Below are 25,851 nucleotides of genomic sequence, written 5' to 3' on the forward strand. Positions count from 1 at the left end.
CAAAAATCGAACTCGGCCAAACCTGCCTATGGCAGGTTTTAACCGCCTGCGCTCCGGCCGGGCCAAAGAACCGGACTCTTGAGCCACCGTGCAGTGGTAACTCAGGTGGTTTCATAGTTGACCTCCTGGTGTGCAGGTTTCCGTGCGTTCGCTTTTCGTAACTCCCGGCGGCGCATTAACAGGTAGACAACTGGAACCACAAACATGGACAGTAATGGCGCGGACAACATGCCGCCGACCATCGGCGCAGCAATACGTTGCATGATTTCCGAGCCGGTGCCGGACGCGATCATGATCGGAACAAGGCCTGCAATGATCACCGCCACGGTCATGGCCTTTGGCCGGACGCGCTGTACCGCCCCTTCCCGAATGGCGTCCAACAAATCGGCCTCGGATGACTTTCCGACAGTGACGCGAGCCTCCCAGGCCTGCTTCAGGTAGAGCAGCATGATCACCCCGAACTCGGCCGCGACGCCGGCAAGGGCAATGAAGCCGACCGCGCTGGCGACAGACAGGTGATGGCCGAGCATCCAGAGCAGCCAGACGCCGCCAGCCAGTGCGAACGGCAGGGTGGCCATGATCAGGATGGCTTCGTCAAAGCGCTTGAATGTCAGATAGAGAAGGACAAAGATCACCAGCAGCGTCGCCGGTACGACAACCTTGAGCTTCGCGCTGGCGCGTTCCAGGTATTCGAACTGACCGGACCACGAAATCGAATAGCCAGGCTGCAGCTTGACCTGCTTGGCGACAGCCTGCTGCATGTCCCGCACCACCGAGCTCATGTCACGCCCGCGGATGTCGACGTACACCCAGCCGGACAGCCGTGCATTTTCGCTCCTGAGCATGGGCGGGCCGTCATTGATGCGGATCGTCGCTACATCTCCCAGGCGAATCTGTGCGCCGCGCGGCGTCAGGACCGGCAACTGGCGGAGGTTCTCGACTGAATCCCTGACTTCGCGTGGATAGCGGACATTGATCGGGAATCGCTGCAGGCCTTCGACGGTCTCGCCGATGTTGTCGCCCCCGACCGCCGCCGACACGACACTCTGAACATCGGCGATATTCAAGCCATAGCGCGCTGCCTGGTCCCGGTTGATATTGACGTCGACATAACGTCCACCGTTGAGACGTTCGGCAAGTGCCGAAGACACGCCTGGCACCGTCTTGACGATCCGTTCAATTTCTCCGGCAACGCGATCGATCTCCTGCAGGCTGGTACCGGCCACCTTGACGCCGACCGGACTCTTGATGCCGGTGGCCAGCATGTCAATGCGGTTCCGGATCGGCGGCACCCAGATGTTGGAAAGCCCTGGCACCTTGACCACGCGGTCCAGTTCCTCCACCAGCTTATCGGTGGTCATTCCCGGCCGCCATTGATCCCTTGGCTTGAACTGGATGGTGGTCTCAAACATCTCGAGCGGAGCAGGGTCGGTTGCCGTCTCGGCACGTCCCGCCTTGCCGAAGACGCTTTGCACTTCCGGTACCGTTTTGATCAGGCGGTCCGTCTGCTGCAACAGCTGCGACACCTTGCCAACCGAAAGCCCTGGTAGCGCCGACGGCATGTAAAGTAGGTCGCCTTCGTCGAGAGGCGGCATGAATTCGCCGCCGAGCCGGGTCATCGGCCAGACGGTGATGGCGGCAATCACGGCGGCGACGACCAGGGTCGACTTGGGAAAGCGCAGTACGCCATCGAGTAAGGGCCGGTACAGGACGATCAGGAAGCGATTCAATGGATTCTTCTGTTCATCGGGAATCCGTCCGCGGATCAGGTAACCCATCAGCACCGGGATCAAGGTGACGGCCAGCCCCGCGGCCGCGGCCATGGAATAAGTCTTGGTGAAGGCGAGCGGCGAGAATAGCCGTCCTTCCTGCGCTTCCAGCGTGAACACCGGAATGAACGACAGCACGATGATCAACAGCGAAAAGAACAGTGCCGGACCGACTTCGGCGGCGGCGTCGCCAATGACCCGCCAGCGCGCTTCTCCCTCGAGTTTTGCGCCGGGATGCGTGTGATTCCACGCTTCGATATGCTTGTGCGCGTTCTCGATCATAACGACGGCGGCGTCCACCATGGCGCCCACCGCGATCGCAATACCGCCGAGCGACATGATGTTCGCATTCACCCCCTGGTAATGCATGACGATGAAGGCGATCAGGATACCGATCGGTAATGTCACGATCGCGACCAGCGCGGAGCGCAGATGGAACAGGAAGATTGCACACACCACCGCAACAACGATGAATTCCTCGACCAGCTTATCCCGAAGGTTGTCGACAGCCCGCTGGATCAGGTTCGAGCGGTCATAGGTCGGGACAATCTCGACCCCTGGGGGAAGACTCGACTTGAGAGACGCCAGTTTGGCTTTCACCGCCTCGATAGTCTCCAGTGCATTCTTCCCTGAGCGCATGACGATCACGCCACCTGCCACTTCGCCTTCGCCATTCAGCTCGGAAATGCCACGCCGCATTTCCGGCCCAAGCTGGATTCGCGCTACGTCACCCAGCAGGACGGGAACGCCAGCCTGGGAGGTCGTCAGTGGAATCTTGCGGAAGTCGTCGAGCGATTGCAGGTAACCGCTTGCACGCACCATGTATTCAGCTTCACCCAGCTCGAGCACCGAGCCCCCGGCCTCCTGGTTGGCCTTTTGGACGGCATCGATGATCACGTTATGCGAAATGTTGTAGGCCCGCAGCTTGTCAGGATCGAGGACGATCTGGTACTGGCGAACCATGCCGCCCAGGCTTGCGACTTCTGACACATTGGGCACCGTCTTGAGCTCGTACTTGAGGAACCAGTCCTGAAACGCACGCAGCTGCGACAGGTCCATCTTGCCGCTACGGTCAACCAGGGCATACTCGTACACCCAGCCAACTCCACTGGCATCTGGCCCGAGCGCTGTCTTTGCCTGTGGTGGCAGGCGCGACTGAACCTGGTTCAAATATTCCAGGACGCGCGAGCGTGCCCAGTAGGGATCGGTGCCGTCCTCGAACAGGATATAGACGAAGGAATCGCCAAAGAAAGAATAGCCGCGCACCGTTTTCGCGCCTGGTACCGACAGCATTGTCGTCGTCAGCGGATAGGTGACCTGATTCTCGACAATTTGCGGGGCCTGGCCTGGATAGGACGTGCGGATGATCACTTGCACGTCGGACAAATCGGGCAGTGCGTCCAAAGGCGTGCGCTGCAGCGCATAGATGCCCCATGCCGTGATGCCGACGGTCGCAAGCAGGACCAGGAAGCGATTGAGGATCGACCAGCGAATGAGTTTGGCGATCATTTCGTGGTGTCTCCCATTCCACTCATGCCCTGCATCGACGGGCCGGCAGGGGACATGCTGGTGATCTGGAACGCTCCGTCCTTGGTCTGCTGGAATTCGAAGTTCACCATGTCGCCGACCGCCAGATCTTTCGGTACACCTCCTGCCGGGACCTTGAACCCCATTGTCATCGCTGGCCACTGCATGCTCGGGATCGGATCGTGCGAAAACGTGATTTCTTCCTTGTTGATATTCTCTACCTTGCCATGGGCACGATGCGTCGTCGGCCCCGAGCTTGGCTTGGCGCCACCCGCCGGCGCAGGACCGCTCAGCCGGTTCGTGGTGCCTCGCAGGCTGGCCTCGGAATCGATCAGGAACTGGCCTGAAACAACAACTTTTTGCCCAATGTCGAGACCTTTGAGGACTTCGGTCTGGCCGTTGCTTTCCCGTCCAATCTGGACATCGACGGGCATGAATTTGCCCTGGCCTTGCTCAAGCATCACGACACTGCGCTTACCGGTCTGGATGACTGCTTCCGTCGGCACCGTCAAGGTCTCCGCGCTCGCCGCGGGCGTAAAGTTCACGGTGGCAAACATGCCCGGCACCAGTCGCTGTCCGGGATTGGCCAGTTCGACACGCGCTTTCAACGTGCGCGTCGCCGCCTCAACTTCGGGCAGGATCGCGCTGACCTTGCCCTTCAATACCGTGCCGGGCAGGGCAGGGGTACGGGCTTCCACCGGTGTGCCTGGGCGCACCTCAGCCGATGCGGCTTCAGGAAGCTCGGCGTTGACCCAGACCGTGCTGAGTCCATTGATCCGGAACATAGGTGCGCCCGATGTGATCGTCATCCCTTCACGGACTGTCAGTTCTCCGATCACGCCATTGATCGGCGAGCTGACGGTCAAGCGGGGCTGCACCTTGCCGCTGGACTCGACGCTACGGATCTGCGCATCCGTCATGCCCGCCAGGCGCATCCGCTGTCGCGCCCCTTCCGCCAGTCCGTCCGTCCCGGGACCGTTCATTTTCCTTGCGGTGAGGTATTCCTCCTGTGCTGCTACCCAGTCGGGCACATACAGGGCAGCCAGCGGTTGCCCCTTCTTTACCGGGTCGAGCGCTGCACGCACGAAGAGCCGCTCGACATAGCCGTTACTACGCGCTTGTACCACGGCAACGTCACGCTCGTTGTACGCGACGTTGCCGACAGCTTCCACGTTGGCGGCAAATCTGGCTTTCGTGACTTCGGCGGTACGAACACCCAGGTTTTGTTCGACGCGGGGGCTGATGCTGATCTTGCCCTCGTCGCCAGCCTCATCCGCATACACGGGCACCAGTTCCATGTCCATGAACGGTGACTTGCCCGGCTTGTCGAATTTCTGGCCCGGGACCATCGGGTCGTGCCAGTAAAGCACCTTGCGTCCGTTGACTTGATTCACACCTGCGCCCTGGGCGGAGGACGCCGTTTGTGGAACGGTTGACATCCCCATCCCTCGATTCATGCCGAGCTTGTACACGCCATACCCACCAGCGCCCAATGCAGCAGCCACGAGCAGGGCAATTGTTATTTTTTTAGTATCCATATAAAAATCCTTGTTCGCCCGGCCTTTCAGTGGCCGTGGCCGCCGTTTTGCGGAAAGAGAAAATTCAGTTGCGCCCAAAGGCGGTCGGTTTCCTGCTCGAGTTGTAATGCCTGCAGGCGCACGTCAATTTCACTGCGCCGGGCGGCGATGACGTCCGCCAGCGTGGCTTTTCCGCCCCGGTAGGCAGCAGCGGTCGCGGTTGTTCTCGAGTTGGCCAGAGGAGTCAGTTCTTTCTCATACCGGGTTTGTCGCTGCCTGTCCGTATGCCATTCATTCAACATGGCACGCACTTCGGCGACATGGGCACGCAACATATCTTCGCGCTCAGCCCTCGCCTGCTCGACCTGCGCCAGCTTGGAAGACAGTTCGCGGTCTTGGCGGTTTTTCTGGTCCCACTGCAACGGCACCGAAAGGCCAACCGACACCATGTCCGAATAGCCCGGACCGCGTTGTTGCACTGCGACCTCGACGCTCCAGTCTGCTTTCTTGTTTGCTTTTGCAAGTTGCGCTTCTGCGACCGCGATATCTACCTGCCTGGCCAACACGGCAAGTTCCGGGTGGTGGTCAAGCTGGGTGTCGAGTGTAGCCTCGTCGAGGCGGATGGTATCGACCGCCGGCTTGGCGCCCAACGGCTGCTGCGCTGCGTCACCAATCCAGCGCGCCAGTGCGATTTTGGCGTTGCCGACGCGGCGGTCGATATCGCTGGCCTTGTCTTCCAAAGCCGCGAGTGCGCTGCGCGAACTGAAGATGTCAGCCTGGCTGCCGCGGCCGGCCCGATACGCGGACTCGGCCGCCTGGATTTCCAGCTTCGCCTGATCTATCTGTTCGGCTATTGCGGTCGACATGGCTTCGGCGTAGTAACGGTCCAGCCAGGCGACGGCGGTTTCGCGTTCGACTGTCGCGGCCGTAGCCGCTTTCTCGGCAATGGATTTTTCCGCTTCGCGTTCAAAGCGTTCGGCACGCAGACGACGTTTGTCAGAGCGCGTCAGCTCTTGCATCACGCCGATGCGTCGCATCGTCATGAAATCTCGCGTCAGGCTGAAGCGATCTTGCCCATTGATCGGCAGGTTATCGATACCGACCTTGAGGACCGGATCGGGGAGCTGACCGGCAGCGACTGACATCTCCCGCGAGGACTGGACAGCGTAGTCTTTTGCCGCCAGCATTCGCGATCGCTCGACGGCCCGCTGCTGGGCTTCAGCCAGCGTCAATGGCGTTTCAGCGGCAAACGCAGGATTGCCAAGGACAAGCGAGACAGCCAATACAAGAAGAAGGACAGACCGGGAAGACCGAACAGCCGAACAAGGCGTCATTTGCGACGCCATGATATGTGGGGAAAACATCAAACCTCCAGAATGCATTGAGTAACACCGCCCGCGCAAAAGCGCAGCGATGAGGAATCATGCAAACTGAAGGATCAAATGCGGAAACAGCAGTTGCGAATGGCTATGGGCGGTGCCGTCGCATAGGTGAGGAAGGCGGGAGCAGGCCAGCCGAGAGGCCGCTGGTACGTCAATGTGTTCAGGCTTATCGGAAGCCCATACCCGACGGCCACGAAAGGCGCCAACGGTGGCGTCGCCGGCTTGTCGAGCGATTGCTTGTCTGTCTGGTGGGACGCATGGCACAGGCTGGGCTGTTCCATATCCATGTCCTGGCATGCGACCATTTCGGTTGGCTTCGCATGCACGGACGAGGTCAACTGATCGTCATTTCCCAGGTTCAGAGCTGGGCACGCATAGGCCGACACAGCGAGCTGCATGAACAATACGCTAAACAGCAGTATTGTTGCGGCAATCAGTCGGGATGTGCGAGGACGTCTCATGGTCAGGATGCAGTCTAGGACCGCCACATTTTGTTGTCAATTATACCGACCTTAAATGGCGGAGTATTTAACTCTTTCGGTTCGGGTAACGCGTCTGTTTAGGCTCGTCTTAGAGCGTGTAGACACATTGAGTGGCGTAGGTGTGGCCCAAGCGCAGACAATCTACAAGTTCTTTTTCTGGATCGTGACTGCTCCGGCCCTGATTACCTTCGCTTTCCCTTTGCCGCTTCTTGAAATACGAGTAAGCGGTCTCTTTGGGCGCTGGCAATTATTGTATATATCTACGCAGTGAAATCACCACAGACAGAGCTTGACCTTCCTATCATGGGAAGGTCTACATTGTAGTCGGAGCAATCAGACAGGAGGAAAGCAATGTACACGCTCAAGGTAGAAAAGATGTCCTGCGGCGGCTGCGCCAGCCGGGTTACCCGGACCGTGCAGACCTTGGATCCGGATGCAAAAGTCGAGGTGCTGTTGAAAGACAAGCTCGTCCGCGTGGAAAGCGCGAGAGCACCGGATGCAGTCGCCGCCGCGATTACCGCTGCCGGTTATCCGGCTACTCAGGTAGCGGCTGTCTGAGCCGGATGTACCCAATGTGAACATGCAATTACGAGTCCAGGAAAGGTTCCGATATGAACGACCAGCCGCATCACGATCACGACGGCCACGAACATCATCTTGAGCATGGCCCTGGGCACGGAGTGCGCCATGAGAGCGGAACCGGGGATAAGCCATTCACTGACCCGGTCTGCGGAATGAAAGTCGGCGCCGACCCCGCCAGGGAAATTCGGCACGAGGGGCAAACTTATCATTTCTGCAGCACCAGGTGCATGGACAAGTTCCGGGTGTCGCCCCAGCAGTATATAGGCCTCGCTGCCAATGAACCGGCGCCCGCCGCGCCGGAAGGCACGATCTATACCTGCCCAATGCATCCTGAAATCCAGCAGCCGCAGCCTGGCAACTGCCCGATTTGCGGCATGACGCTCGAGCCCATGCTCCCGTCCTTGGAAGAGGAAGAAAATCCGGAACTAGTGGACTTCAAGCGCCGTTTCTGGTGGACCCTGCCGCTGACGGTCATTGTGACCGTCCTTGCGATGGCGGGGCACCGGTTCTTCACAGGAGGCTTGCCCGGGCAAAGCTGGATCGAACTCGTGCTGAGCACACCGGTCGTGCTGTGGGCCGGATGGCCGTTCTTTACACGCGGGGTGCAGTCCATCAGCAATCGCAGCCCCAACATGTGGACGCTGATTGGGCTCGGCGTCGCAGCAGCGTACTGCTACAGCGTAGTCGCAACCGTCGCGCCCGGACTATTTCCGCAAACCTTTGCCATGCATGGACGCATCGGTGTGTACTATGAGGCGGCCGCGGCCATCATTTCGCTGACTCTACTGGGACAGATCCTGGAGCTGCGCGCACGCTCGCAGACCTCGGCAGCAATCAAATCCCTGCTGGGCCTGGCGCCGAAAACGGCGCGCCGCATCAACGCCGATGGCACGGAAGAAGACATTCCTTTGACTCATGTACACGTCGGCGATGCGCTCCGTGTGCGGCCGGGCGAAAAGGTGCCGGTCGACGGCACTGTCCTGGAGGGCGAAAGCGCGATCGACGAATCCATGCTGACCGGCGAGCCTGTGCCAGTAACCAAGCGCCCGGGCGACAAGGTAATCGGTGCAACCATCAATGCCAGCGGCAGCCTGGTCGTGCGCTCGGAAAAAGTGGGCTCGCAGACCATGCTGTCGCAAATCGTCCAGATGGTCGCCCAGGCACAGCGTTCGCGCGCGCCCATGCAGCGCCTGGCCGACGTGGTGGCCGGCTACTTCGTGACGATTGTCGTGACCATAGCCTTGCTGACGCTGCTCGGGTGGGGGCTTTTCGGTCCGGAGCCAAGCTGGGTGTACGGCTTCGTCAATGCCGTCTCGGTGCTGATTATTGCCTGCCCGTGCGCGCTCGGGCTGGCGACGCCGATGTCCATCATGGCCGCTACCGGCCGCGGCGCCACGCAGGGCATCCTGTTCCGCGATGCGGCGGCCATCGAGAGCATGCGCAAGATCGATACCCTCATCGTCGATAAGACGGGGACACTCACCGAAGGCAAGCCGGCGTTCCATTCGGCTGCTGCGGTGCCGGGCGGGGACGAACAGGAGGTGTTGCGGATCGCTGCCAGCATCGACCAGGGCAGCGAACACCCGCTGGCACATGCGATCGTTGCCGAGGCGCGCGGCCGCGGCCTGGCGCTGGCCAAGCCGGAGACCTTCGAGTCGTCCAGCGGCATCGGCGTACGTGGGGCTGTCGAAGGCAAGGCTATTGCGCTGGGTAACACCGCGCTCATGGAGATCGAACAGGTCGACTGGAAGCCGCTCGTGCACGAGGCGGAAGCCTTGCGTCTCGAAGGGGCAAGCGTCATGTTCCTTGCTGTCGATCGCCGGCTCCTGGGCTTGGTCGCCGTATCCGATCCGGTCAAAGAAACCACGGCGGAAGCACTGGCTACGCTCAAGGAGGCCGGGATCACGGTCGTGATGGCCACTGGCGACGGTCTTACCACCGCGAAATCGGTCAGTGCGAAACTCGGCATCGCCGAGGTCTACGGCGAGGTCAAGCCACAGGACAAGCTGGCCCTGGTGGAGCGTCTGCAGGCGCAAGGCAAGACGGTTGCAATGGCAGGCGACGGCATCAACGATTCCCCGGCATTGGCTAAGGCCAACGTGGGTATTGCGATGGGCACCGGCACGGACGTCGCCATCAACTCGGCGCACGTCACCCTGGTCAAAGGCGACCTGCGCGGTATTGCCCGGGCGCGGTTGTTGTCGCTGGAGACGGTGCGCAACATGCGGCAGAACCTGGCTTTCGCGTTCGTCTACAACGCGCTCGGGATCCCGCTGGCCGCTGGCTTGCTCTACCCCTTTACCGGCCGGCTGCTGTCACCAATGATTGCGGCGCTGGCAATGAGCCTGAGTTCGGTGTCTGTCATCACCAATGCGCTTCGTCTGCGGGGGACAGCGAAGTAACAGTCCGGGGCCTTCTGACCCCGGATACTGAGCTTTCAAGAAAAGTTATGCGTGCCGGAGTCGACGATGTAGGGGCGCATTTGCAAGCGCGTTATGCATAAAGGCAAAGAATGCGCCTATCGCAAAGGCCCAGAGCGCCATGACGGCCAAGGCGTAGAGATAGTCACGCCATGGATGCAGCTCGGCTGTCTGTAGCGTGCGGAAATCCATCCCATGGAAAAGCGCGTTCATGAAGCCCATGAACTGTGCGGGCCAAAGCACCTCGACCAGTGTGCAAAGCGAATAAAAAACTGCGACAGTGACTGACAGGGCCACACCGGTTTGTAGCGGTTTCATCTCTTTTTCCTCCCCAAGAAAACGGCGCGCGCGAAGCAGAGGCAAATCGTTCCGTTTTGTCCTGCCGTCGGCAGCGTGCGCTTCGTTCACCGCGCCGTTATTGACACTGCTGCCGCATCATGTCCATGTGCTGTTGGCGCATCTCGGGAGACATGCCTTGCATATTCCGATCCATCATGGCCTGGCGCGCCTGGTCGGTCGGGGCGTCTCGCATGTTCCGGTACATGGCACACATTGCCTCCTTGTCCATCGCCGGCATTGCGCCGGCTGCCTTGTTACCACCCATCATTCCGCACCCGGCGTGGCTGCCAGTGGTGCTTCCGCCCATCATTCCGCAGCCAGCCTGGCTGCCCGTCATCGCGCCGCCTGCCATCCCACCTTGGGCGGAGGCCCCGCCGGAGGAGTCTGGCGCGCTCGTACTTGCAGATTGCCCTGGATGATGTTGGTTGTGGTCTTCGCCCTGGTCGCCGGATGGTGTAGCGCAGCCGATCAAACTGGCTGTTACCACCAGACTGGCGATGATGTGAATCGGATGAGTGGTTTTGCTTAACATGTTCGCGCTCCCTTTTCTAATAAGGCCGGGGAACTAGCAACGTAGGCAAGGTCCCGCGGACAGATCGCTACTTCCAACACTCTATCCTTGATGTTCACGTGGTTCTGCAGATGGCGGCACTGGGTGCCCAAAGTGCGGCACGAAGGCCGGAACGTCGTGCATGTACTGGCGATACGCGTCTCCAAACGCGGCCAGTGAATCCTGTTCCTCCCGGTGCGCCAGATGCACATACATCGCCACCAGGACCGGGAACATCACAAGGGTTACGAGGGTCGGCCACTGGAGCAGGAAGCCGATCATGATGACGACGAAACCCACGTATTGGGGGTGGCGAACCCGGGCGTAGGCACCGGTAGTTACAAGCGTATGAGAACGCTGTGCTTTGTAGAGCACGTCCCACGCAGACGCCAGCAGCATGAATCCGAGCAGGATCAGGATGTTGCTTGCAATGTGGAATGGGCCGAAATGCGGATTAATCTTCAAGCCTGTCAGCGTCTCTAACAGGTGTCCAGCATCATGCGATTGGAAATCAATTCCAGGAAAGTGCTGGGTCAGCCAAGGCAGCAGCAGGTAGATCGTGAGGGGGAACCCGTACATTTCGGTGAACAGCGCAACAAGGAATGCCGAGAATGCACCAAAGGATCGCCAGTCGCGGCGGCTCTGCGGGTGCGCGAAACTGAAGGCGAAGATGATGAACACCAGCGAATTCATGATTACCAGACCCCATAGGCCGTACGCGGGTGCGTTATCGTGACTCATGGCTGTCCTCGTTGCGGCGGCTGGTCTGGACGACTCTGATCCTGGTCGGTTTGCGGCACTCCATGCCCGTGGTGTCCGTGACCATGGAATAAGTGCATGAGGGGACAGGCAAGAACCAGTAGATAAGGTAGCGCGCCAAGCAGGTGCGCTCGATGTTCTGTGAAAAGGAAAAAAAGCGCTATCGCAGCAAAGCCACCGAGAACCCATTTGGTTCGGACGGCCATCCCTGCAGTCGGAGCGTGATGGCTTCGCTGATACATGGCATCTCCTTTGGTGCAAATGCACGGAGCGTATTTACACTTTATCTGTCATGCCAGGGATGTCAAGGCGTAGTATTGACGAGGACATTCGCTTTACAGGTACCGAGCGCTACAACGGAGGACAGGCTTGGTGCTGCTTATTCATAGTGCTTATAGATCGCCGTGCTCCCGTCGTTTCGGACCAGTAGCACGTCATACGGCATGCGCGTCGGCCCCTCCATTCCCGGAGAGCCAGGCGGCATCGCCGGCACGGCCAGGCCCTTCGCTTTCGGCTTCGCAGCGAGCAGCCGCTTGATCTCGGCGGCTGGCACATGCCCTTCGATCGCATACCCGCCGACGACTGCGGTGTGGCATGACCCGAGCCGATCGGGAATGCTCATTTTCTCGCGGATGGCGGACGGATTGGCGACATCGTGCGCATTGACCTTGAATCCGTTGGCCCGCAGGTGCTTGACCCACGCTTCACAGCAGCCGCAGGTTGCGGTCTTGTAGACCTCGACGGCCTGGGTTGCGGCGGTGGCCAGCATCGGCAGCCCGATCAGGGCAGCGACCGCGAGATTCTTGAATTTTCCGATGAACATAAGCTTCTCCAGGGTGCCGGCAGCCGACGGATGCGGTCGGCTGCCGGCGTGAAAACAACTACCAGTCAGCTGGAACGTCCTACATCTGTTCGCCCGGGGGCGATGTCGATGCAAGCCAGGCCGCCAGAACGACGACCGCAAGCAATACAAGCGCTTCGATCCAAAGTATGCGCTTGAACCGCATCGGTAAAAGCTCGGGGGCGGCATTTCCTGCGGACTCGCGCGCGAGCCACGGCGGCATCACGACAAAGCGATTGATCCCACCTAGCATCGCCGCAACGCCTACGAGCAGCAGCTTCGCAACAAGCGTGTTGCCATACGGGTTGCCGACCAGGTTTTCGAATCCGCCCAGGTTGCGCCAGCTTGCATACAGGCCCGTGGCCAAGATGCCTGTAAGCGCGAACGTCGCCGAGCTGGATAGGGACGCTACATAAGCCGCCCGCGCGCGTCTGTCGGCCGTGGCCATGTTTTCGGTTGCCCTCAACATGACCCCGCCAGCAAGGAACACTTCACCGACCCATAGGCTGATCAGGCCGAGGTGGATCCAGTCCGCCAGCAAGGGCAGGCTGAAGTCGCCTTCGCTGGCGGCGTGGCTGACCATGCCGCGCGTGTACCAGAATACGGCAAGCGACGCAAAAGTCAGCAGTGCAGGCACCTGGTTCCGATCGCCGCGCATGCAGGTTCCGACGGTAGCCATGGCCAGCCCGAACATCCCAATGGACCACGCGAGCCCAAGGTGTGTCGAGGTCAGCATCGACCAGGTGGCACCGGCCGCTTCAGTGACGGGGACCTCGGCCATGGCCGCCGATTCCAGCCACAACAGCACGGCGTTCGCGGCCAGAGCGACCACGACACCGGTCAAGGCAGTCTTGCGGACGGACTGGCGGCGCGCGTCGGCCCAGCTGGATGCGTCACGACTCATCCACAAGCGCGAAGCGCTCGCTCCCGTGACGAGGGCTACTGCGAGGTTCAGAAGGGCAGTGACGACGTGCTGGACAGCTTGCAGGTCCAGCCCCATCACTTGACCTTGAACGTGACTTCGCCCTTTGCCTTGTGACCGTCGTGGGTCATCGTCGACCACTGGATGTGATACTCGCCCGAGGACAGCGGCGGGAGCGGCGCCGTCATGACGGTGGGATCCGCCTTGTCGACGGTGGTCGCGGCGACCGGGATCTCGTTATTTTGGGCGCCCGTCACCTTGATCTTGCTGAACGCCGGCTCGAGCGCTTCGTTGAACTTGAGGCGCACCTGCTTCGGCGCATCTCCGAGCGTGCTGCCGGCCTGGGGATCCGACGATTGCAGTTTGGCGTGCGCGAAAGCGGACGACGTTACGGTACTTGCGAGAGCGAAGGTGGCCAGGGCCAAAATGCGTTTGATGGGCATGTTTTTATTCCTGATTCTTTGGTTGGGTCGAGGTATGGTTGTGGAGCGTTCTGACTGCCGGTAGCGACAGCAGAACGCCTGCAGCTTTAGTTGGCAGCTTCCAGTTTGGTCACCGTGAAGGCGCCGTTGATGCGCTCGACGCGCAGCCGGATCTTGTCGCCAGTTTTCACTTGGTCGAGCATTGCCGGATCCTGCACCTTGAAGGACATGGTCATACCAGGCATGTTGAGATTGGTCAGCGCGCCATGTTGTACCGTCAGCTTGCCGGTGTCCTTGTCGACTTTCTTGACCTCGCCGTCGGTCAGCGCATTCGCATCATCCTGCAAAGCGGCAGGCGCGGCGTGGTGCTGGCTGTGGTCCTGCATCTGCATCTGTGCCGATGCATTGGCCGCTGCCAGCGCAAGGCCGGCGGAAACGAGGAGGGTGCTGAACAGGGAAGAAAAACGAGTCATTTGAAGCTCCAAAAACAGTCAAAATTCAATTGCAGTGGACGCGCGACGGCGCTTGCCGGCCTGACGCGGTCCGTTTTAGTTACAGATAAAGAAGGGCTGTGCACGCTGAGGTGCCGGCGACGAAGGCGTAGCCAGGCATGTCCGTGCCTTGGCAGGAACGAAACGTTCAGCAGTGTGAAAGGTCAGACGCGTGGAGGTCGCTCTAGAAGCGCAAGGTAGACCGATGGCAAGAGATGCCGGTCAAAGGGAATGGTTGTTGACGAAGAAGCAGTTGCCGGTAGCACGGCAACGAACGACGGTGCCATCGACAAACAGGCGCTGCATGTCGCACAGGTGGCACATTTGCCGGCCTGATGATGAGACGCGGGATGATGGTCGGCCTGCATGCCCGGACCCGCGTGCTCGTCATGGGCGTGAGCACCGGACATGTCGAAGTCGTCGGCCATCGATTCGTGGTCGTGACTGTCCTGTCCCGCCACTGGCGGCACACAGAAGGACATCGTCGCGGAAGCGAAGCCTTGGAGCGGCACCGCCAGCAACGTCATCCAGACGATCAAGACTTTCAGGATGGCTTTCACACGTCGATTCTAGCATATGCGAAAGTATCGGCAATCCCATCGGCAGGGAAGCTTCGAACGTTGCGGTGCCGTATCGTGCGGACATGTCATTTTTGCATGTGCTAGATTGATTTACATGCGCCCATTCGTTCGAGTCCTCATGCTATGGATACTGATCGTGTCGCTGCCCATGCAGGGCATCGCCGCCACGATCACATCGCCATGCAGAATGGCGCATACCACGTCGGCAAGCCCGGAAGCTGCGGTCAAGGATGACTGCGACGAGCATGAGATGGCGATGTCGATGTCGATGACCCAGTCGACCGCACAAGCGCACGCCAGCGTCGCCGCAGATCATGACATGCCCTGCGATAGTGGCGCCCACCAAAAGCATTCTTCCTGCCGGGCGTGCAGTGCCGGCTATATCGGCGCCTCGGCGCCCCCGCCTTTCGCGGTTGCTGGGTTTCCTGCAGAGCAGTTTGCAACGGACTCCGTTTCCCCAATCTCCTCCTTCACGGGCTGGATCCCATCCCGCATAGAGCGACCGCCACGCGGTTGACTTCCCAAGTGGGCTGAACGCTCTCCCGGCATCCTTCGGAGACGTCGCGCATGCGGGATGCACGCGACATGCCATCGACCGATGCCGGCCAGCCATTCATCTTCATTCGAATTTCGATATCGACGAAACACGCGCGGAGGCCGCACGCTTTGGGAGTGCGCGCAGGCCGCGTCCGCCACGTAGCTGCGCAGCGAGGTTTGCTGCGAGTGCGCCTGCGTGCGCGACGCGGGCCCGTACTGCGGCAATTGTTTCATCACTTCATCTAGGGGAATACTTCATGCAGCAACGTGTTTTTGAGGAGAGCGCCGTGAACCGGTGGCGACGACGGCTCCTGCAGGGCGCAGGGGCCGCCGCCCTCGCCGGGCTGGTCCCAGCCAGACTGCTGGCAGCCGGTCAGGCCGCGCAGCCGATCTTGCGCGGCACCGAATTCGACCTCGAGATCGTGCCATCGCCGGTCAACTTCACTGGCGCACCGCAGGTCGCCACCGCGGTCAACGGCCAGGTTCCTGGGCCGGTCCTGTACTGGCGCGAGGGCGACACCGTGACGCTGCGCGTGACCAACCGGCTGCCGGTCACGAGTTCCATTCACTGGCACGGTATCCTGGTGCCGGCGGAGATGGACGGCGTGCCCGGCATCAGTTTCACCGGGATTCCTCCGGGCCAGACCTTCACCTATCGCTTCCAGGTCAAGCAGAGCGGAACCTACTGGTACCACAGCCATTCCGAATTCCAGGAGCAGAGCGGCTTGGCCGGTTCGATCGTGATCGAGCCGAAGAACGGCGAACGGGTGAAGGCGGACCGTGACTACGTCGTCATGCTGTCGGACTGGGTCGATGGCGATCCTGCCAAGGTCTTTGCCAAGCTCAAGAAAATGAGCGACTTCTTCAACACCAACCAGCCGACCGTCGGCCAGTTCCTGGACGACCTACGGAAGAACGGCCTCGGGGCCGCGCTCGACAAGCGCAAGATGTGGAACCAGATGCGCATGTTGCCGACCGACTTCAGCGACGTGACTGCCAGTCGCAACCTGGGCGTGAGGATGGCCTACCTGATCAATGGTACGCCTACTGACAGGAACTGGACCGGCTTGTTCCGTCCGGGTGAGAATGTCAGGCTGCGCTTCATCAACGGCTCGGCGACGACGATCTTCGACGTTCGCATTCCGGGCCTCAAGATGACGGTGATCGCCGCGGACGGACAGGACGTCGAGCCCGTGCCGGTCGACGAATTCCGGATTTCCGTTGCCGAAACCTATGACGTGCTGGTCGAGCCAACCGGCGACCAAGCCTACACCATCTTCGCGCAGTCGATCGGGCGTTCCGGCTTCGTGCGCGCGACGCTGGCGCCGCGCAACGGCATGTCTGCCCCGGTGCCCGATATGGATCCGCCCCAGTGGCTGGCCATGCAGGACATGATGGGCGCGATGGCAATGGGGAGCATGGGCGGCATGTCGGACATGCACCAGGCGTCCGGCAAGGAAGGGAAGGCGCCGCACGACATGCACTCGATGGAGGGCATGCATGACATGCCGGGCATGTCCCACGGCGGGATGAGCGAGGGCCACGGGCAGATGCAGATGCCGATGCCGATGCAACACGCCGGCCATGGCGGCGGCCACACGATGCCAATGGCCCAGGGCAGACCTCCGAAAGTCACCCACGCCCGCACCGAGTATGGCCCGGGTGTCGACATGCACGTCGACATGCCTCGCACCAATCTCGACGACCCCGGTGTCAATCTGCGCAACAACGGGAGGCGCGTGTTGACCTATGCCGACCTCCACACAATCGGCGGACCGGTAGACGACCGTGAGCCGACCCGCGAGATCGAATTGCACCTCACCGGCAACATGGAGCGCTTCATGTGGTCTTTCGACGGCCAGAAGTTCTCGGAGTCCAAGCCCGTCCATTTCAGGCACGGCGAGCGGCTGCGCATCGTGCTGGTGAACGACACCATGATGAACCACCCGATCCACCTGCATGGCATGTGGAGCGAGCTCGAGTCGCCGAGCGGGGAGTTCCTGGTCCGCAAGCACACGATCAACGTGCAGCCGGCCCAGCGCGTCACTTACCGGGTGACGGCCGACGCCCCAGGCCATTGGGCGTACCACTGCCATCTGCTTTATCACATGGAAGCAGGCATGTTCAGGGAGGTGGTCGTCTCATGAAAACCGCAACGACGAAAACCGGTGCAGCGGTCGCGCTGCTGATCTTTGGCCTCGTGGCTGCGGGCGCGGCATCGGCTCAGACGACCGAGCCGCCGAAGGAGGGCGGCACCGGCCAGGCATCCGGCATGGGACAGTCCAAAACGATGGAAGGAATGGACCACTCCCAGATGGATCATTCTCAGATGGACCATACCCAAATGGAAAAATCGCAGATGGACCAGTCCGGGATGGATCATTCGCAGATGAATCATGCGGGTGACGACCAAGTGCAGGGCGCCAAGCCTGCGCCGCAGCAGGGCAAACCAAGCATGGACCATAGCATGGGACAAGCGATGGGCGGCATGGACGCCATGCGCGGAATGGACCACGACATGAAGATGGGCCCGATGCAGGGCGGCAGTCCACCGCCCGACGCACGCGACCCGGACGCTTATGCCGAAGGCACGAGCTTCGCGCACCTGCCTGGCAACGAGATGAACGACGAGATGCGCTTCGGCCGGATCCTGCTCGACAAGTTCGAATACGCGAAGGGTGACGGCGAACACGGCCAGAACCTCGACGCCGACGCATGGTACGGGAACGACTACAACAAGGCCTGGTTCACGGCCGAGGGTGAGCGGCGCGGAGGGCACTTGCAGTCCCTGCGCACGGAAGCCTTATGGGACCGCACCTTCGCGACCTTCTGGAGCACCCAGCTCGGCGTACGTCACGACAGCGGCGGCGGCGATTCGCGCAATTGGCTAGCCTTCGGCGTGCGCGGCCTGGCGCCGTACTGGTTCGATACGGAAGCGACCGCCTACTGGTCCGGTGGAAGGCTTGCCGCGCGTTTCAACGTGCGTTACGAACTGCTGTTCACGCAGCAGCTGATCCTCGAACCCGAAGTCGAGGCCAACCTGTACAGCCGCGCCGATCCGGCCAGGGGCGTGGGCAGCGGGCTGTCCGATCTCGAACTTGGCCTGCGCCTGCGCTACGAGATCCGGCGCCAGTTCGCCCCGTATGTCGGCGTGACCTGGGCGCGCAACTTCGGCGACACCGCCGACTATGCGCGGGCGAGGGGAGAACGAAACCGGAGTACGCAGATCGTTGCAGGCGTGCGTATCTGGTTCTGATCACTAAGCGGGGTGGCCATGACCATCCCGCACTATCCATAGGGACGTCTTGAAAGGGTATTTTCAACCATTCAAGGAGAACGTCATGCAACAACAGTATCAATCATGTATCGATGCCTGCAACGCCTGCGCCGACGCCTGCGACATGTGTTCGACGGCCTGCCTGCAGGAGGACGACGTCAAGATGATGGCGCGCTGCATTGCACTCGATATGGACTGCGCACAGATCTGCAGGCTGGCTGCCGCCTTCATGGCCCGTAGCAGCGAATTCGCCGGCGCGCTCTGCCAGCTTTGCGCCCAGGTCTGCCAGGCCTGCGGTGACGAGTGCGCCAAGCATCAGATGCAGCATTGCCAGGATTGCGCGGCCGCTTGCCGGCGCTGCGCCGAGGAGTGCCGCCGGATGGGATCGGCCGCGGCGGCTTGAGGATTTGCGTTCGCGATAACAATGCCTTTCCCGCAGGACGCGGGAAAGGCGCATACGAAAGGAACTGCAAGATGAACTCCAGTCTGTCCCTCACACGGAAGCTGCTTGCCGCATGCGCCGTGACGATGGTGGCTTCCGCCGCACATGCAGACATCACGGTCTTCACCGACCGCGCTGCCTTTCTCAATGGGGTGTCTGGCTCGGCCACCGACACCTTCGACGATCTGACCATGACGGAAACCGGCAGCCCCCTGAGTCGCCTGGCCGGCGCCTACACCTATCAGGTAAGTGCAGGACCTGGCGACGGCGGCTTTTACCCGTCTGGAAGCGGCAGCGATATCTGGCTGAGCGGAACGATGTCCAGCGACGTCATCACCTTCAGCGCGTTCTTTTCCGGGGTCTTCGGCTTCGGTGGAGACTTTTTCGGAACCGATTCATTCGGCGCCTTCATGCCGGACCGCACCATCGTGCTGAGCGCGGTGTCCGGTGCGGACAGCGAGACATTCACGCTGTCGAATGCTTCACAGGACTCGTTCGTCGCCTTCCTGTCGGATCGTCCGCTCACCTCGGTGTCCTTCCAGAACATGGAGGACGACGGCACCGTGTACTGGGCAGCGGCCAACAATGTCGTTCTAGCGGTGCCCGAGCCGGCGACGTGGTCGATGCTGTTGGGCGGACTGGGCGTTGCTGCTTTGGCTCGCCGGCGCAGCCTCACATTGAAGCAGGCAAAGACAGTGGCTTGAACCGCGCATCACAACCATACAGGAGAGAAAGATGAAACGCACTAATCTGTATTTCACGCACCCTGCAATGCCAGTATCGCGTTGCCGCACCCTGGCCACGCGTGCACTCGCGGGTTTGGCGCTCGTGGCGATCACCGGCACGGCGTTTGCGGACGGCCCGGGCCGCGGCTCGACTGCGACGTTCGAGAAGAACTATCTCGTCTTTATCATCGACCACCATTATTCGGCATTGCGGATGACCGAACTGGCGGCTGGCACGGATACGCAGCGCAATGCGCCTGTCAGCAATCCTGGCGAAGGGACGTCGCCGACACCTGGCTACGGCGCCACCGTGGCCAAGGCGAGCGATGATCAAATACGCTCAATGTCGCGCCAGGCCAACCGCACGCAGCGCGAAGAAATCATGAAGGCACAACGCTTTCTTCAGGATTGGTACGGCATGCAGCACCAACCCCAGCTCACCGCGGATGGTCAAAAGATGATTGCCAATCTAGAAAGTACGCCGGCCGGCGCGCAGTTCAACCAGGTTTTCCTGCGCACCTTCAGCAATCATCACCTGAGCGCGTTGGCTCCAAGCTTGCACTGCCAGGTCAAGAGCGATATTGCGCATGCTCCCCTGCATCGTTACTGCGAGAACATCGTGGTGGCCCAGAAGAATGGAATCAACGATATGAGGGAAATGCTCTGCAAAAAGTATGGCGATTGTGGTTTCGTGCCAGCTACCGGAGACAGGCGGAAGGATCAGGATTTTTGAAGCACTCGTTTCTGGTCGGCGGCAGCATGCGGCGCCGGGCAATGCCTCCCGGCGCTGCTTACATCAATCAGTTCAAAAGGAGAAACCCATGGATGAATCGCACCCACATCGACAAGATCATGCAATGGCAACAATGAAGTACACGACATTCGCCCAGATGATTGGGGCGGGAACGATCATCATGTTCGGTCTGATGTATCTGAACACCTATTCGGCCGACCACATCTTCTTTAGTGAAACACGGGCATTCATGGCGCTCATCATGGGCGCCACGATGGCGATCGTAATGCTCGCGTTTATGTGGAAGATGTATCCGAACAAAGGGTTCAATATAGGTATTCTTGTAGGAAGCCTCGTAGTATTCCTTGTGTCGCTATGGCTGGTGCGCAGCCAGGCGACGGTGGGCGACGTGGCCTATATGCGTGCCATGATCCCCCACCACTCCATTGCCATCCTGACCAGCGAGCGCGCGAACATCGCCGACCCGAGGGTTCGCAAGCTGGCGGACGGCATCATCGCCGCACAAAAGAAGGAAATCGGTGAAATGAAGGAGTACATCCGGGATCTGGAAACAAAACACTGAGGCGGCCGGCGTGGACGGCGCGCCAACAGGCGAATTACGTCGGCGCTCCGCCATACTGTCCCTGTGCCTTGTCCTAGTGTTCCGAATGCCCCACAGGTTTGCGCACCTGCAGCTCAACGTCGGGCTTGCTAGTGGCCGGCATCAGGCTGCGTCCAGCATTGCTGCTTCGTGCAGGCTCAGGTAACTGACCAGTCCATTCGTAGGCGACCGTACCCGCCGGATGCTTGTACCAGCCCGGGTCGGTGTAGTCGCCACGCTTCTGGTCCTTGCGCACCTTCAGCACGGTGAACATGCCGCCCATCTCGACGCCGCCGAACGGCCCGTCACCTGTCATCATCGGCAGGGTGTTCTCCGGGATTGGCATTTCCATGCCGCCCATCGACCCTCCCTTTTCGCCCATGACCATGTAGTCCGGCACGATCTTGCTGATCTTTTCGGCGATGCCGCGGTGGTCCACGCCAATCAGCGTCGGCACGTCGTGGCCCATCGCATTCATCGTGTGGTGCGACTTGTGGCAGTGGAAGGCCCAGTCGCCAGGTTCCGTCGCGATAAACTCGATTGCCCGCATCTGGCCGACGGCGACGTCTGTGGTCACCTCCGGCCAGCGCGAGCCGGGCGGCGTCCAGCCTCCATCGGTGCCGGTCACTTCGAACTCATGGCCGTGAAGATGGATCGGGTGGTTGGTCATGGTCAGGTTGCCGACACGGATGCGCACACGATCGCCCTGGCGTACCGGCATCGTGTCGATCCCCGGGAAGACCCGGCTGTTGAACGTCCAGAGGTTAAAGTCCAGCATGGTGTTGACCTTCGGCGTATAGCTGCCCGGTTCGATGTCATAGGCGCTGAGCAGGAACACGAAGTCGCGGTCGACGGCAAACCGCCCGATGTCCTTCGGGTGCGTCACCCAGAAGCCCATCATGCCCATCGCCATCTGGGTCATCTCGTCGGCGTGCGGGTGATACATGAAGGTGCCCGGGCGCCGCGCTACGAATTCGTAGACGAAGGTCTTGCCTGGTGGGATGCCCGGCTGAGTGAGGCCGGTCACGCCGTCCATGCCGTTCGGCAGGCGTTGACCATGCCAGTGCACGCTGGTTTGCTCAGGCAGCTTGTTGGTGACGAAAATACGCACCCGGTCACCCTCGACGACCTCGATGGTCGGGCCAGGGGACTGGCCGTTGTAGCCCCACAAATTGACCTTCATGCCGGGAGCGAACTCGCGCACCACCGGTTCGGCAACCAAGTGAAACTCCTTTACTCCATTGTTCATCCGCCAGGGCAGGGACCAGCCGTTCAGGGTCACGACCGGGTTGAACGGACGCCCAGTGGCGGGCGGCAGCGGCACATGGGTCTTTGCATTGTCCATGACCATCGCTTCGGGCAGCGATGCTGCGCCCACACGGCTAACTGCGGCAGTGCTTACCGCGACGGCGCCGGCGCCTTTGAAAAAATCTCGACGGGAAATCATTGTGCTGTCCTTGCATCGGTATTACCGCCTGCATTCATAGCGGTCTGAAGATTGGTGGCGGCGATCCAGAAATCGCGCTGCGCTGCGATGGAGGCGTTGACGGCCGCAAGCTGTTCGCGCGATTCGGCAAGCAGTTCGAAGGTGCTCGCCAGCATGCCGTTGTACCGGAGCAGCACCTCATCGGCGATATGCTTGCGAAGGGGGACGACCTCGTCGCGGTGGTGGCGGGCGATGTCGTAGGCGGTGCGATAGCTCGCATAGGCCTGGCGCACTTCGGAGCGCGCTTTTACGGCGATGTCGCCGGTACGGTGGACCGTCTGCATGTATGTTGCCTGTGCCCGCGCCACGCGCGCGCCGCCCCAGTCGAACAGCGGCAACTCGAGCGAAACTTCGTAGCCGTTCTCGCGGGGCGCGCCGGTCGTGCTCTTGTTGGCGTAACCCGCATCGAACACATTGATGAAGCCGGTTGTCTTGGTCAGGCCGAGCGCCTGTGCCGTCGCGTGCGCATCCTGACGTGCGATGAGGACGTCGAGCCGCTGCGACAGTGCGGTCGCTTCGGCATTGGCCGGCTGGTCTGGCTGGGCGGGAAGATCGGGCAGTCGGTCCGGCAGGGTGAATGCGAGGGAAGGGCCCCACAGGCCCAGCAGGCGGACCAGTTCCTCGCGTGCGGTCGTGGCCTGCAGGCGGGCGTGCGCCTGCTGGGTCAAGGCGTCCTGGTAGAAGGCGCGCTCACGCGCGGCGTCGAGAGTGCTCCAGTTGCCCGTGGCGCGCATGCGCGCGGCAAGCTCGGCGGCGGCCTCGGCCGATACGCGTACTTTGTCCGCGAAGGCGGATGCCTGCGCCGCGGCCACGGCCGAGTAATACGCCTTACGCGTGTCGGCCGCCAGGTTCACAGCCTGCATTGCCGCCTGCAGCTTGGCTTGTTCGAAGCGCCGACGTTCGATGCGGGTGCGGGCCGGCAGGGTCACAAGCGCAGCCAGGTCAAAGGACAGCCGCCGGTCGATTTCGGTCTCGGCGCCGCCGCGTACCCGGCCAAAGCTGAAGCCGGGGTTCGGCAGACGCCCAGCCTGGACGAAGTCCGCTTCGGCGATCGCGAGCTCGGCCAGGGACGCCTGCAGGCCGTGGTTGTTGAGCAGGGCAATGCGCACCGCGGCATCGGGGGTGAGCGGCTTCGAGAGCAGGGCGGTCACTTCGGCCCGCGAGTCCTGGTCCCGCTTCAACGGTGCCGGCTGGGCGATGCGTTCCTCCGCCATCCGGGCGACATCATCGAGTCCGCCATCCTGGGAAAAGCTCGCGCAGCCTGCGAGCAGCGCGGCGCTGACCGCTACGGCCAATCGAGTCAGGCCAGGTCGTAAAGGTGAGTTCATTGGTGCGCTCCTTTGTGTTCGTGCTTGCCGTGCATCGGTTCTGGCCTGGAGACCTTCTGGGATACGCCGGCAGTGGACTGTTCGCCCGATACGGGAGCTTCTGCTTCCTCGCCGAGGACGACGCGGTTAGCGCGAGCCCAGCGTTTATCGGGCGCTTGCGGCGCTTCCTTCGACGCGACGACATCGGCGAAGACGGATTGGTACTGTAGGGGCGCGACAGGCGCATTCGCGTTCGCTGCGCACGGCAACGACTGCTGCGCTTGCGCGGAAGCGAGCAGCGGCACGCCAGCTGCAAACAGCAGCAGGTCTGAAAATTTCATGGTTTGTTTCGTGTTGATTGAGGGCCGCACCAGGCGGCCCAGATGCGCGCCGTTAGCGCGCCCGGAAAATCAAACGAGTTCGAGGCGTGGTGGTCGCTCGAGGGCGGGAGGGACGATGGAGGTCATCGCGGCTTCCGCAAGCGCGTGCAGCGAGGAAGAGAACGGCGGCGCGTGGAAGGTCGGCAGTAGTGCCGGAGGCGCGCCGGCGCCAACGCAGCAAGTTGCGCAAGCGACGCACTTGGCGTGTGACGAAACCACTGTCTTCGAGCCAGCCTCGGTGCAGTGCTCTCCGTCTGCTTGCACGGTGGCCCGATGGTGTTGGTGGCCGGTCATGACCATTGTTTCGTGCACGGCCTGTTCAGGCTGCCCGACCGCCATCGCAGCGCCGCCCTGCAGGGACAGCACCGTGATCGAAAGCCACAGGAGAAGGCGAAAGATCGTGCGCATCATCCAAACATGGTACCGCAAATCAAGAGAATGCATCAAGGCACAGCTTATTGGCGTCCGGCGCTCCCTGACGTTAGCAACGTCCCATAAGTGTCACCTCTACTTGGGGCTAGTCAGGACATCAACAATGGCTGGGTTATATCGTTATTCGGGTTTTTCACAAATAGCGAGGCTGTCATGCCTAAAATCACCATTCTCGAAAAGACGAATCTGCAGGAAGACTGTTGGCACTCGATGTTGATCTCCCTGTTGAGGGGACTCGCAGCGCTGGTGGTGGCCGCAGCACATCTGCGTGCCCAGATGTATCCCGGCTTCAGCGAAGTGGCGAATCCACCGTTGCTGTTTCAGGGCCTGGCGTTCGGCGCCGGATTCGCTTACCTGGCCGTGATCGTCTTTTTCGTGCTCAGTGGCTGGTTGGTCGGCGGAAGCTTTCTCAACAAACTGGACTCGGACCGGGCGTTCCAGAATTACACAATCGACAGGGTTTCGCGGCTGTGGGTCGTGCTTGTGCCGACTTTCCTGGTCGTGTTGCTCGCAGGTGCTGCCGTCGGCGCCCTGGATACGGCGCGCGTGTCGTTTTCGACGTCCGAGCCGTACTCGATGAGCGCGTTTTTCGGGAACATGATCGGGCTGCAGACAATTGTCGTTTCTCCATTCGGCGGCAACTTCCCATTGTGGAGCCTGGCCAACGAGACCTGGTACTACGTGCTGTTCCCGCTTCTGGTGCTGGTGTTTCGGGGCAGGACAATCGCGACGCGGGTCGCGGCGGTGTTGGCGATCGGCGCCATCTTCCAGCTGGTGCACGGCAGCATATTGATTTATTTTTCGATATGGCTGTTAGGCGCTGCGTTCTCACGGGTGAAGATCGAGGCGGGCCCGCTATGGCGCTGGGCCTTGCTGTTCCTGTTCGTCGGCAGCGCCGTCGTCATCCGGCTGAAGGGTAAAACCGACATCACGCCGGAAGGCTTTCCGCAGTATCTACTATTCAGCCTGCTGTTCGTACTGTTCCTGTCGAGCATGCAGTTCAAGCGCCGCCTGGGGCCGAAACTGGACTGGCTAGACCGGATCGGACGGTTCTTCGCGAACTTTTCATTCACCTTGTACGTGCTGCACGTGCCGCTGATCCTCTTGATGGGGCATCTGCTCGCGTCGATGTTGGGTGTCGGCCAGCTCTCGCCCTACCGGCTGTCCCATTACCTCATGTACGCCGGCATGTATCTGGTTCTCGTTGTCGGCGCTTACCTGTTCTATCTGCCTTTTGAGTCGAACACGCCACGTGTGCGTCAGTGGCTAAAGATGCACCTATTTGCACGTGTTCGTGCAGTTGGGACGTGATTGGGAACCCAGTTTCCGGCCATGACGACAAAGTAT

Annotated in this window: 26 protein-coding genes; 10 read left to right on the forward strand and 16 right to left on the reverse strand. The window is 61.0% G+C overall.

Translation table 11 applies throughout. From position 1 onward, the window contains the following. Window positions 1-101: 101 nt before the first annotated feature. Genes ASD28_RS24370 through ASD28_RS24380 form a run of 3 tightly spaced genes read right to left on the reverse strand, consistent with a single transcriptional unit; the run spans window position 102 to window position 6,177 of the window. Window positions 102-3,278, reverse strand: a complete 3,177-nt coding sequence (locus ASD28_RS24370) for an efflux RND transporter permease subunit (protein WP_056134626.1) — start codon at window positions 3,276-3,278, stop codon at window positions 102-104. After that, a complete protein-coding gene (locus ASD28_RS24375; protein WP_056134629.1) occupies window positions 3,275-4,834 on the reverse strand; it encodes an efflux RND transporter periplasmic adaptor subunit in 1,560 nt (519 codons plus the stop codon). The genes ASD28_RS24370 and ASD28_RS24375 overlap by 4 nt, the downstream gene beginning before the upstream one ends. A gap of 26 nt (window positions 4,835-4,860) precedes the next feature. After that, the gene (locus tag ASD28_RS24380) at window positions 4,861-6,177 is read right to left on the reverse strand and encodes a TolC family protein (RefSeq protein WP_229412246.1); all 1,317 of its coding nucleotides are present in this window, start codon (window positions 6,175-6,177) and stop codon (window positions 4,861-4,863) included. An 851-nt stretch (window positions 6,178-7,028) separates the two neighbouring features. Between ASD28_RS24380 and ASD28_RS24390 the strand changes: the two genes are divergently transcribed. Together ASD28_RS24390 and ASD28_RS24395 are read left to right on the forward strand one after the other, a co-directional pair. Next, the gene (locus ASD28_RS24390; protein WP_056134637.1) at window positions 7,029-7,235 is read left to right on the forward strand and encodes a heavy-metal-associated domain-containing protein; all 207 of its coding nucleotides are present in this window, start codon (window positions 7,029-7,031) and stop codon (window positions 7,233-7,235) included. Window positions 7,236-7,288: 53 nt separating this feature from the next. After that, complete coding sequence (locus ASD28_RS24395) at window positions 7,289-9,661, forward strand: heavy metal translocating P-type ATPase (protein ID WP_056134641.1); 2,373 nt, start codon at window positions 7,289-7,291, stop codon at window positions 9,659-9,661. Window positions 9,662-9,706: 45 nt separating this feature from the next. Here ASD28_RS24395 and ASD28_RS24400 read toward each other — a convergent pair whose 3' ends face one another. The 9 genes from ASD28_RS24400 to ASD28_RS31370 form a co-directional block, all read right to left on the reverse strand. Continuing rightward, window positions 9,707-9,997 (reverse strand): DUF5676 family membrane protein, encoded by a 291-nt coding sequence (locus ASD28_RS24400; protein ID WP_056134644.1) that lies wholly within the window; start codon window positions 9,995-9,997, stop codon window positions 9,707-9,709. Window positions 9,998-10,094: 97 nt separating this feature from the next. Continuing rightward, window positions 10,095-10,550: a hypothetical protein gene (locus tag ASD28_RS32060; RefSeq protein ID WP_156403935.1), complete on the reverse strand. Its 456-nt coding sequence runs from the start codon at window positions 10,548-10,550 to the stop codon at window positions 10,095-10,097. A gap of 81 nt (window positions 10,551-10,631) precedes the next feature. Then, window positions 10,632-11,309: an isoprenylcysteine carboxylmethyltransferase family protein gene (locus ASD28_RS24410; RefSeq protein WP_056134650.1), complete on the reverse strand. Its 678-nt coding sequence runs from the start codon at window positions 11,307-11,309 to the stop codon at window positions 10,632-10,634. Continuing rightward, window positions 11,306-11,569, reverse strand: coding sequence for a DUF2933 domain-containing protein (locus ASD28_RS31365; protein ID WP_082577549.1), 264 nt, complete (start codon window positions 11,567-11,569; stop codon window positions 11,306-11,308). Before ASD28_RS31365 ends, ASD28_RS24410 begins: the two co-directional genes overlap by 4 nt. Window positions 11,570-11,706: 137 nt before the next feature. Then, window positions 11,707-12,150, reverse strand: a complete 444-nt coding sequence (locus ASD28_RS24415) for a DUF411 domain-containing protein (protein ID WP_056134653.1) — start codon at window positions 12,148-12,150, stop codon at window positions 11,707-11,709. 79 nt (window positions 12,151-12,229) lie between these two features. After that, window positions 12,230-13,168, reverse strand: a complete 939-nt coding sequence (locus ASD28_RS24420; RefSeq protein WP_056134656.1) for a copper resistance D family protein — start codon at window positions 13,166-13,168, stop codon at window positions 12,230-12,232. Continuing rightward, window positions 13,168-13,533: a copper homeostasis periplasmic binding protein CopC gene (gene copC / locus ASD28_RS24425; protein WP_056134659.1), complete on the reverse strand. Its 366-nt coding sequence runs from the start codon at window positions 13,531-13,533 to the stop codon at window positions 13,168-13,170. Before copC ends, ASD28_RS24420 begins: the two co-directional genes overlap by 1 nt. 86 nt (window positions 13,534-13,619) lie before the next feature. Further along, window positions 13,620-13,985, reverse strand: a complete 366-nt coding sequence (locus ASD28_RS24430) for a copper-binding protein (protein ID WP_056134661.1) — start codon at window positions 13,983-13,985, stop codon at window positions 13,620-13,622. Between the two features lie 182 nt (window positions 13,986-14,167). Beyond that, on the reverse strand, window positions 14,168-14,563 hold the full coding sequence (locus tag ASD28_RS31370; RefSeq protein WP_082577550.1) for a DUF2946 family protein: 396 nt from the start codon (window positions 14,561-14,563) through the stop codon (window positions 14,168-14,170). A gap of 139 nt (window positions 14,564-14,702) precedes the next feature. Between ASD28_RS31370 and ASD28_RS32340 the strand changes: the two genes are divergently transcribed. From ASD28_RS32340 to ASD28_RS24465, 7 genes are all read left to right on the forward strand, one after another. Further along, window positions 14,703-15,101 carry a hypothetical protein gene (locus ASD28_RS32340; protein WP_056134664.1) on the forward strand — a complete coding sequence of 133 codons (399 nt, stop codon included), beginning with the start codon at window positions 14,703-14,705 and terminating at the stop codon, window positions 15,099-15,101. A 277-nt stretch (window positions 15,102-15,378) separates the two neighbouring features. Further along, window positions 15,379-17,268, forward strand: a complete 1,890-nt coding sequence (locus tag ASD28_RS24440) for a copper resistance system multicopper oxidase (RefSeq protein ID WP_056134667.1) — start codon at window positions 15,379-15,381, stop codon at window positions 17,266-17,268. Further along, window positions 17,265-18,377: a copper resistance protein B gene (locus ASD28_RS24445; protein ID WP_229412247.1), complete on the forward strand. Its 1,113-nt coding sequence runs from the start codon at window positions 17,265-17,267 to the stop codon at window positions 18,375-18,377. The genes ASD28_RS24440 and ASD28_RS24445 overlap by 4 nt, the downstream gene beginning before the upstream one ends. An 85-nt stretch (window positions 18,378-18,462) precedes the next feature. Continuing rightward, a complete protein-coding gene (locus ASD28_RS24450) occupies window positions 18,463-18,801 on the forward strand; it encodes a four-helix bundle copper-binding protein (RefSeq protein WP_056134670.1) in 339 nt (112 codons plus the stop codon). A gap of 71 nt (window positions 18,802-18,872) precedes the next feature. Then, on the forward strand, window positions 18,873-19,544 hold the full coding sequence (locus tag ASD28_RS24455; protein WP_056134674.1) for a PEP-CTERM sorting domain-containing protein: 672 nt from the start codon (window positions 18,873-18,875) through the stop codon (window positions 19,542-19,544). Window positions 19,545-19,575: 31 nt separating this feature from the next. Further along, entirely contained in the window at window positions 19,576-20,298 is a 723-nt protein-coding gene (locus tag ASD28_RS24460) for a DUF305 domain-containing protein (RefSeq protein WP_056134677.1), read from the forward strand. 88 nt (window positions 20,299-20,386) lie between these two features. After that, window positions 20,387-20,881: a DUF305 domain-containing protein gene (locus ASD28_RS24465; RefSeq protein WP_229412248.1), complete on the forward strand. Its 495-nt coding sequence runs from the start codon at window positions 20,387-20,389 to the stop codon at window positions 20,879-20,881. Window positions 20,882-20,954: 73 nt separating this feature from the next. Here ASD28_RS24465 and ASD28_RS24470 read toward each other — a convergent pair whose 3' ends face one another. From ASD28_RS24470 to ASD28_RS24485, 4 genes are all read right to left on the reverse strand, one after another. Next, on the reverse strand, window positions 20,955-22,346 hold the full coding sequence (locus ASD28_RS24470; RefSeq protein WP_056134679.1) for a copper oxidase: 1,392 nt from the start codon (window positions 22,344-22,346) through the stop codon (window positions 20,955-20,957). After that, complete coding sequence (locus tag ASD28_RS24475; RefSeq protein WP_056134683.1) at window positions 22,343-23,713, reverse strand: TolC family protein; 1,371 nt, start codon at window positions 23,711-23,713, stop codon at window positions 22,343-22,345. Before ASD28_RS24475 ends, ASD28_RS24470 begins: the two co-directional genes overlap by 4 nt. Next, window positions 23,710-24,033, reverse strand: a complete 324-nt coding sequence (locus tag ASD28_RS32065) for a hypothetical protein (protein ID WP_156403936.1) — start codon at window positions 24,031-24,033, stop codon at window positions 23,710-23,712. The genes ASD28_RS24475 and ASD28_RS32065 overlap by 4 nt, the downstream gene beginning before the upstream one ends. 69 nt (window positions 24,034-24,102) lie before the next feature. Then, entirely contained in the window at window positions 24,103-24,483 is a 381-nt protein-coding gene (locus tag ASD28_RS24485) for a hypothetical protein (RefSeq protein ID WP_056134689.1), read from the reverse strand. A gap of 174 nt (window positions 24,484-24,657) precedes the next feature. On the opposite strand from ASD28_RS24485, the gene ASD28_RS24490 reads away from it, so the two are divergent. Continuing rightward, window positions 24,658-25,815, forward strand: coding sequence for an acyltransferase (locus ASD28_RS24490; protein ID WP_056134691.1), 1,158 nt, complete (start codon window positions 24,658-24,660; stop codon window positions 25,813-25,815). The last annotated feature ends 36 nt before the right edge of the window (window positions 25,816-25,851 follow it).

Source organism: Massilia sp. Root133 (genome assembly GCF_001426525.1).
Lineage (GTDB): Bacteria > Pseudomonadota > Gammaproteobacteria > Burkholderiales > Burkholderiaceae_D > Telluria > Telluria orientalis.

Coding starts and splice junctions, on each gene's coding strand:
- ASD28_RS24370 (WP_056134626.1), bottom strand. CDS start 3,278: ATGATCGCCAAACTCATTCGCTGGTCGATCCTCAATCGCTTCCTGGTC.
- ASD28_RS24375 (WP_056134629.1), bottom strand. CDS start 4,834: ATGGATACTAAAAAAATAACAATTGCCCTGCTCGTGGCTGCTGCATTG.
- ASD28_RS24380 (WP_229412246.1), bottom strand. CDS start 6,177: ATGTTTTCCCCACATATCATGGCGTCGCAAATGACGCCTTGTTCGGCT.
- ASD28_RS24390 (WP_056134637.1), top strand. CDS start 7,029: ATGTACACGCTCAAGGTAGAAAAGATGTCCTGCGGCGGCTGCGCCAGC.
- ASD28_RS24395 (WP_056134641.1), top strand. CDS start 7,289: ATGAACGACCAGCCGCATCACGATCACGACGGCCACGAACATCATCTT.
- ASD28_RS24400 (WP_056134644.1), bottom strand. CDS start 9,997: ATGAAACCGCTACAAACCGGTGTGGCCCTGTCAGTCACTGTCGCAGTT.
- ASD28_RS32060 (WP_156403935.1), bottom strand. CDS start 10,550: ATGTTAAGCAAAACCACTCATCCGATTCACATCATCGCCAGTCTGGTG.
- ASD28_RS24410 (WP_056134650.1), bottom strand. CDS start 11,309: ATGAGTCACGATAACGCACCCGCGTACGGCCTATGGGGTCTGGTAATC.
- ASD28_RS31365 (WP_082577549.1), bottom strand. CDS start 11,569: ATGTATCAGCGAAGCCATCACGCTCCGACTGCAGGGATGGCCGTCCGA.
- ASD28_RS24415 (WP_056134653.1), bottom strand. CDS start 12,150: ATGTTCATCGGAAAATTCAAGAATCTCGCGGTCGCTGCCCTGATCGGG.
- ASD28_RS24420 (WP_056134656.1), bottom strand. CDS start 13,168: ATGGGGCTGGACCTGCAAGCTGTCCAGCACGTCGTCACTGCCCTTCTG.
- copC (WP_056134659.1), bottom strand. CDS start 13,533: ATGCCCATCAAACGCATTTTGGCCCTGGCCACCTTCGCTCTCGCAAGT.
- ASD28_RS24430 (WP_056134661.1), bottom strand. CDS start 13,985: ATGACTCGTTTTTCTTCCCTGTTCAGCACCCTCCTCGTTTCCGCCGGC.
- ASD28_RS32340 (WP_056134664.1), top strand. CDS start 14,703: ATGCTATGGATACTGATCGTGTCGCTGCCCATGCAGGGCATCGCCGCC.
- ASD28_RS24440 (WP_056134667.1), top strand. CDS start 15,379: ATGCAGCAACGTGTTTTTGAGGAGAGCGCCGTGAACCGGTGGCGACGA.
- ASD28_RS24445 (WP_229412247.1), top strand. CDS start 17,265: ATGAAAACCGCAACGACGAAAACCGGTGCAGCGGTCGCGCTGCTGATC.
- ASD28_RS24450 (WP_056134670.1), top strand. CDS start 18,463: ATGCAACAACAGTATCAATCATGTATCGATGCCTGCAACGCCTGCGCC.
- ASD28_RS24455 (WP_056134674.1), top strand. CDS start 18,873: ATGAACTCCAGTCTGTCCCTCACACGGAAGCTGCTTGCCGCATGCGCC.
- ASD28_RS24460 (WP_056134677.1), top strand. CDS start 19,576: ATGAAACGCACTAATCTGTATTTCACGCACCCTGCAATGCCAGTATCG.
- ASD28_RS24465 (WP_229412248.1), top strand. CDS start 20,387: ATGGATGAATCGCACCCACATCGACAAGATCATGCAATGGCAACAATG.
- ASD28_RS24470 (WP_056134679.1), bottom strand. CDS start 22,346: ATGATTTCCCGTCGAGATTTTTTCAAAGGCGCCGGCGCCGTCGCGGTA.
- ASD28_RS24475 (WP_056134683.1), bottom strand. CDS start 23,713: ATGAACTCACCTTTACGACCTGGCCTGACTCGATTGGCCGTAGCGGTC.
- ASD28_RS32065 (WP_156403936.1), bottom strand. CDS start 24,033: ATGAAATTTTCAGACCTGCTGCTGTTTGCAGCTGGCGTGCCGCTGCTC.
- ASD28_RS24485 (WP_056134689.1), bottom strand. CDS start 24,483: ATGATGCGCACGATCTTTCGCCTTCTCCTGTGGCTTTCGATCACGGTG.
- ASD28_RS24490 (WP_056134691.1), top strand. CDS start 24,658: ATGCCTAAAATCACCATTCTCGAAAAGACGAATCTGCAGGAAGACTGT.